Source organism: Mesorhizobium sp. P3_A9 (assembly GCF_056402975.1).
Genome location: NZ_JBFUGJ010000457.1, coordinates 1 through 3880 on the forward strand (window position 1 = coordinate 1; position 3880 = coordinate 3880).

Genomic DNA, 3880 nt, shown 5'->3' on the forward strand with positions numbered 1-3880 from the left:
ACAGCGCCCCCCTCTGCCCTGCCGGGCATCTCCCCCACGAGGGGGGAGATTGGCAGTTTCAGCGCCGCGCTTAAATCGCGGCCGTGACAATAATTTCCACAAGATATTCCGGACCAGCCAACTTGGCTTCGCCGGTGGCGCGGGCCGGCGTGTGGCCCTGCGGCACCCACTTGTCCCATTCCGAGTTCATCTCGGCGAAGGTGCCCATGTCGGCCAGCCAGATGATCGCCTGAACGATTTTGGTCTTGTCGGTGCCGGCCTTGGCCAGCAATTCGTCGATGGCCGTCAGGATATCGCGGGTCTGCGAGGCGACGTTGCCGCTGGGCTCGCCGACCTGGCCGGCCAGATAGACGGTGTTGCCGTGGATGACGATCTGGCTCATGCGCGGGCCAACATCGATGCGACGAATGCTCATGGGAGGTTCCTTCCTGTTATCGGTGGCGACTGTTTAGAGTTGCGGCTGGGTTCGGGCAAGGTCGCTCGGTCAAATCCCTGCGGGCACACGCATATCGAAAGTTATGCCACAGTCCTCTGGTCAATGAAGGTTCGCCCGTATGTCTCGAATTAACGTTGCCAATGTGGGACCCTTCCAGCGCCCCTCGTCGATCGCGGCTTGCGCCAAGGCTAGGAACTCTGCCGCCGGTTTCCAATCCGCCACATGGGATTTGTGGAGATGAGTGAAATTGAACCGGCCGATGGGATCGAGAGCGGAATCGCCAAGATATCCCAGAGCCAGGCAATCGTCCGGATCGAGTATCTCCTCGCCGCAGACCTGGCATTTGCGCTGGCCAGGTCCGGTTCGGCTGTAATGCTCCTCGACTAGCGTGACTAGCTTTGTCGCGTCCTCGGATTTTTTTGCGCAATCGAGGTGACATGACGCATCCGACAATCGATGAAGGGGATGCGCTTCATTCGCGATAATGTGAGGAAACAGGACCACCTCGTCGCCACCCCGGATCAACTGGCCACAGACCTTACATACCGTTTTGCCGCGCAAGAGAATTGCCATTGATCCGATTCCCATTGGGTGTCGCTTGGATGTCGCGATCCTAATCGCGCAAATGTGTACATGGCCATCCCTTGGAAAATGGTCGACGAGCCGCAATTCCGCCGGATTGGCTTGTTGACTAATGTAATAACATCACATATCCAATCGACCCCTGCCCGCAGCCGGGTTTCGCTGCTCCACGGAACGACATGACCCAGACCTGCCTGACCTTCCGTGACCTGACGCTGGGCTACAGCAGCCACCCGGCGATCCACCATCTCGACGGCACCATCCGCAAGGGGTCGTTGACGGCCGTGGTCGGCGCCAATGGCTCCGGCAAGTCGACGCTGATGAAGGGTATTGTCGGGGTGCTGAAGCCGATGGCCGGCGAGGTTCTTCGCGCACCCGGCGTTCGCGCCGCCTACCTGCCGCAGCAATCGGAACTCGACCGTTCCTTTCCCGCCCGCGTCGTCGATCTGGTTTCGCTTGGCCTCTGGCCGAAACGCGGCATGCTAGGCCGCTACACCAAGGAAGATCGCGATTCCGTCAGCCAGGCGCTGATGGCGGTCGGCCTTGGCGGCTTCGAGAAGCGGCCGATCGACACGCTGTCGGGCGGCCAGCTGCAGCGCACGCTGTTTGCCCGTGTGCTGTTGCAGGATGCCGACCTCATCCTGCTCGACGAACCGTTCAATGCCGTCGACGCCAAGACGGTTGGCGACCTGATCGCGCTCATCAAGCGCTGGCATGGCGAGGAACGCACCATCATGGTCGTCGTCCACGATCTCGATCTCGTGCGCCAGAATTTTCCGGAGACGCTGCTTTTGGCCCGCCAGCCGATCGCCTGGGGCGAAACCAGGGAAACGCTGAAGCCGGAAAACCTGTTGCGCGCCCGCCGTTTTCACGAAGCCTGGGAAGAAAACGCGCCCTGGTGCGAACCGGACGAGCACACTCATGATCATGCCCATGGGCACGATCATCATGGCCACGATCACGACCATCATCACGGCGCCGGCCCGAGGGCTGCCTGATGGACACGCTCTACGGTCTTTTCATCGCGCCCTTTGCCGATTTCGGCTTCATGCAGCGAGCGCTGTTCGGGTCGTTGATGCTGTCGCTCGGCGCCTGCCCTATCGGCGTCTTCCTGATGCTGCGGCGCATGAGCCTGTCGGGTGACGCCATGGCCCATGCCATCCTGCCGGGTGCGGCCGCCGGCTTCCTGTTCTACGGCCTCGAAATCCTGCCGATGACCATTGGTGGCCTGATCGCCGGCATCGTCGTGGCGCTCGGCGCCGGTGCCGTCTCGCGCTTCACCATCCAGCGTGAGGACGCCTCGATGGCGGCCTTCTACCTGATATCGCTCGCCATCGGCGTGCTGATGGTGTCRRTCCGCGGCTCCAGCGTCGATCTCATGCATGTGCTGTTCGGCACGGTGCTRGCGCTCAACAACGAGGCGCTGATCCTGATTGGCGGCATCGTCGCGGTGACGCTGGTCAGCCTCGCCATCTTCTGGCGGGCGCTGGTCGCCGAATGCCTCGATCCGCTGTTCCTGCGCTCGGTCAGCAAGATGGGCAGCCCCGTGCATTTCATCTTCCTCGGCCTCGTCGTGCTCAAYCTCGTCGGCGGCTTCCAGGCGCTCGGCACTTTGCTYTCCGTCGGGCTGATGATGTTGCCGGCGGCAGCCGCCCGCTTCTGGACGGTGCGCGTCGAGCCGATGTGCGTGCTGGCCGTGCTGATCGGCTTTGCCTCCTGCATCGCCGGGCTGCTTTTGTCCTACCACGCCTCGCTGCCGTCCGGTCCGGCCATCATCCTGTCGGCYGGCGTCGTCTATTTCGCCTCGATCCTGTTCGGCACGCGCGGCATTCTGCGCGCCCGCATCATCCATCACCGTCACAGAACGGCCTGATCCTCGCCCCTCGAAAGGAGACCTCGTCCATGCTGAAATCGATCCGTGCCGCCCTGGCGATGAGCGTTATAACATTAACTGCCTTTGGYGCSTCSTCAGCCTTYGCGGCCCCGCTCAAAGTSGTSGCCAGCTTCACCGTCATCGCCGAYTTYGCCARRAATGTCGGCGGCGACCGKGTCRACATCACCACCATCGTCGGGCCRGATGGCGACGCCCATGTCTATGAGCCGAGCCCGGCCGACGCAGTCGCCATGGCCAAGGCCGACATCGTGCTGGTCAACGGCCTGCATTTCGAGGGTTTCCTGCAACGGCTGGTCGATGCCAGCGCCACCAAGGCCTCGATYRTCACCTTGACCRAGGGCGTGACGCCGATCGACTTCAARCCYGAATTCGCCGCGGCCGAGGGTGCCGGCACCGGCGGTGGCAAGACCGTCACCGACCCGCATGCCTTCCAGTCGATCGCCAATGCCAAGATCTATGTGAAGAACATCGCCGAAGCCTTCTGCGCGGCCGACAGCGAGGGCTGCGTCAGCTACCAGACCAATGCCGCCGCCTACACCAAGAAGCTCGATGCGCTGGAAGGCGAAGTGAGGGCGGCGATCCAGTCGATCCCCGAGGCCAAGCGCGTTGTCATCACTTCTCACGACGCTTTCGGCTATTTCGAACACGAATACGGCCTGACCTTCCTTGCGCCGCAAGGCATCTCGACCGATTCCGAACCATCGGCCGCCGATGTTGCCAGGCTGGTCGAGCAGGTGAAGCAGGACAAGGCGGCCGCGATCTTCGTGGAAAACATCTCCAACCCGCGCCTGATCGAGCAGATCGCTAGCGAGACCGGCATCAAGGTGGGCGGCACGCTCTATTCGGATGCGCTGTCGCAGCCCGATGGCCCGGGCTCGACCTATATCGACATGATGCACAACAACATCCGCCAGATCAAAGGCGCCATTCTCGGCAGCTGAGAAGAGCCATTGTCGAAAAGGCGGAGC

General features: G+C 62.2%; 5 protein-coding genes. 3 read left to right on the plus strand and 2 right to left on the minus strand.

Annotated elements, in window-relative coordinates:
- Positions 1-70 precede the first annotated feature (70 nt).
- Positions 71-415 carry a RidA family protein gene (locus AC1DX0_RS32370; RefSeq protein ID WP_477219128.1) on the minus strand — a complete coding sequence of 115 codons (345 nt, stop codon included), beginning with the start codon at positions 413-415 and terminating at the stop codon, positions 71-73.
- A gap of 120 nt (positions 416-535) precedes the next feature.
- The gene (locus AC1DX0_RS32375) at positions 536-1009 is read right to left on the minus strand and encodes a hypothetical protein (protein WP_477219129.1); all 474 of its coding nucleotides are present in this window, start codon (positions 1007-1009) and stop codon (positions 536-538) included.
- Positions 1010-1197: 188 nt separating this feature from the next.
- Between AC1DX0_RS32375 and aztA the strand changes: the two genes are divergently transcribed.
- The 3 genes from aztA to aztC are packed head-to-tail and all read left to right on the plus strand — an operon-like array spanning position 1198 to position 3853.
- Entirely contained in the window at positions 1198-2016 is an 819-nt protein-coding gene (aztA, locus tag AC1DX0_RS32380; protein ID WP_477219130.1) for a zinc ABC transporter ATP-binding protein AztA, read from the plus strand.
- Entirely contained in the window at positions 2016-2891 is an 876-nt protein-coding gene (gene aztB, locus AC1DX0_RS32385; RefSeq protein ID WP_477358470.1) for a zinc ABC transporter permease AztB, read from the plus strand. Before aztA ends, aztB begins: the two co-directional genes overlap by 1 nt.
- A gap of 29 nt (positions 2892-2920) precedes the next feature.
- A complete protein-coding gene (aztC, locus tag AC1DX0_RS32390) occupies positions 2921-3853 on the plus strand; it encodes a zinc ABC transporter substrate-binding protein AztC (protein WP_477358472.1) in 933 nt (310 codons plus the stop codon).
- The last annotated feature ends 27 nt before the right edge of the window (positions 3854-3880 follow it).